The following is a 2,187-nucleotide window of genomic DNA, read 5'->3' on the forward strand; positions in this document are numbered from 1 at the left end:
CCCCAGCCCCTCTCCCTGAGGGATCCCCTCACCCCCAGCCCCTCTCCCTGAGGGAGAGGGGAGTTGGGTTGCATCACCGGTTAAATAACTCTCACTCGGCAACAAAAAGCCCCCGGCCAGCTCCAGGGGGCAAGCAACGAAAAGTTGGATCCTCTAGGGCAACAACTCCTCGATGGCCTCCTCCTTGGTGTTGGTGCGGCGGGAGAGGGTGCGGCGGTCGAAGGTCATGTGGATCTCCCGATTTTGCTCGCCGTCGGCAGCCACAGCAAAGATGGGGAAGTCGATGTTGCCATCGGGGAAAGCCATGTGGAAACGGAAGGTGCCATCGGGGTTGAGCTGGATCTTGCGCCCGGCGATGGTGACGGTGGCATCCGGCTCCGTGGCCCCGTAGACGATCAGCTCGGCATCAGCCACCAGCCAGAACTTGCGGGAGCGCCGCGGCAGGACTTCGGAAGCGCCGGAGAACAGCCCCAGGCCCGATCCGGAAGCCATCCAGGGAGCAGCAGGCACTTCGGCCATAGCCATCCCCATCATACCCACACCCGAGGGGATAATGAACGAGCTGATGGCCTGCTCCGGCACCAGTTGACGGCTGCCCATTTGGTGGCTGCCAAACAGGGATCCCGCCACCCGCATTGCCTCGAAGCCGCCCACCATATCCAGGAAGGGATCCGCCGTCGCCTCCCGCTGTGGCTCATCGCCTTTGTAGGCCACCACGCCCATGCCGGTGGCGCTGCGCTTGTAGGGCTCGGTGAGCTGGTAGAGGGTGCGGCCCTGCAGTGCCACGTCGAAGGGCACCGTCAGGAAGTGCTCTTCAAACCAGTCGGAAGGATAAACCGGGGGCACCATCACCGCTGCCGAGCGGGCCAACATCAGCCAGCGGCCATCTGCCGTCCGGTAGCCGATCTCCACCAAATAGGAGCGGTCGCTCACCGGGATCGGCAAGTACCATTCCCGCGCCAGCTCGTCGCAGGGGTACTCCTGCATGCTGTGGGCCGGTTGGCGGTCGAAATCAATATCTGTCACATCGTACAGACGCAGCGCCAACTGTTGGCCGCCCTCGCGGCGCTTGCTCTCCTTGGCTTCGTTGGGCACATCCCAATAGGCGTAGGCCCACTGGGGATCCCGCGGCAGCAGGACAATGCGGCTTTCGCCATAGCCGTCGGGCAGATCCCCCAGCCCCTTGTCTACATCGGCCAGATCCGGCTTGCTAGCTACTTGGCCGACATACTTCGTCCCGGTAACCGACTCTTGCCCGCTGGGCTCCGGCATCGCATCGGTGGGGCAGCCAGTTTTGGCTTGGGCTTCTCGAATGGCCTCGATAAGCTGGTCTTTGGTCATACGGCTGTACTTGGGGATCTGATAGCGGGCAGCTTCTTCTCGCAACTGCCGGATGGTCATTTCTTCCAACGGGATCCGCTCTGGTGGCATGGTCAGGGTCTCCTGTCTTCGACAACTCAGGCTTTGTGCAATGCTCCAGCTTCTAACCCAAAGGCCGATCCCAGCTTGTGGCTCAGTACAGCCTTGAACCTACTGGCGTGACGGCCTGCTTTGCACTCTCCAACCCCTGATGATTCCAGGTCGGGATCAACGGGGATCACAAAGAATGATGAACACATGTTTGCGTATTTTTGCCTGGCGGTCAAGAGCTTGGGGATCGCTGGGGATCAACGCCTGGCTTTCCCAGCCATCTTGAGCCAGGGATCCCGCCGCACGAGGGAAAAACATCGACCGCTGCTCTCCAGCCAAAGGGAGGACTGCGCGGGATCCCCTACCGAACCGGCCCTGCCTGGGTAGCATGGGGGAAGGGTGGGCGGCTGCAGAGCAAACCACAGGTTTTCAGGCCGTGAGGTGGGGGCATGAGGTGGTGGAAAGATAGAACTCAAGGCGCAGGGATCCGAGCGATCTTGGCAGCGCTGGGGATCCTGGTCTGGCCGGGGGAAGCTGTCGAAGCACAAACCCTGTTTCCTCCCCTTTACCGCCTGCAAGGGGGATCCCCTGCCCCAGCGGTTGAGAAACAACCCTTCCCGGAAGAAACGCCCTGGCGCCCGGTTACTCCCGACCAGGTAGAAGTAGAGTCGGCGTTTTCTAGCGAGAACACAAGCTTGGAAGGGCCGATTTTCGATTTGGACTTGTTGCGCCAGTTCGGCAGCGGGGGCGGTGGCTCGGGTTCTGGCCAGGGAGAAG

The 2,187-nt window shown here is 61.8% G+C and carries 2 protein-coding genes and 1 pseudogene; 2 read left to right on the forward strand and 1 reads right to left on the reverse strand.

From position 1 onward, the window contains the following. Window positions 1-153: 153 nt before the first annotated feature. Window positions 154-1,431: a DUF4912 domain-containing protein gene (locus NW844_RS12720; protein ID WP_414336173.1), complete on the reverse strand. Its 1,278-nt coding sequence runs from the start codon at window positions 1,429-1,431 to the stop codon at window positions 154-156. 186 nt (window positions 1,432-1,617) lie between these two features. Here NW844_RS12720 and NW844_RS12725 point away from each other — a divergent pair, with 186 nt between their 5' ends. Both NW844_RS12725 and NW844_RS12730 read left to right on the forward strand, forming a co-directional pair. After that, complete coding sequence (locus NW844_RS12725; RefSeq protein WP_414336175.1) at window positions 1,618-1,797, forward strand: hypothetical protein; 180 nt, start codon at window positions 1,618-1,620, stop codon at window positions 1,795-1,797. Between the two features lie 62 nt (window positions 1,798-1,859). Continuing rightward, window positions 1,860-2,187, forward strand: a pseudogene (locus NW844_RS12730) (hypothetical protein); the annotation flags it as partial.

The organism is Synechococcus sp. H55.2, assembly GCF_047462495.1.
GTDB lineage: Bacteria > Cyanobacteriota > Cyanobacteriia > Thermostichales > Thermostichaceae > Thermostichus.

Coding starts and splice junctions, on each gene's coding strand:
- NW844_RS12725 (WP_414336175.1), top strand. CDS start 1,618: ATGTTTGCGTATTTTTGCCTGGCGGTCAAGAGCTTGGGGATCGCTGGG.
- NW844_RS12720 (WP_414336173.1), bottom strand. CDS start 1,431: ATGCCACCAGAGCGGATCCCGTTGGAAGAAATGACCATCCGGCAGTTG.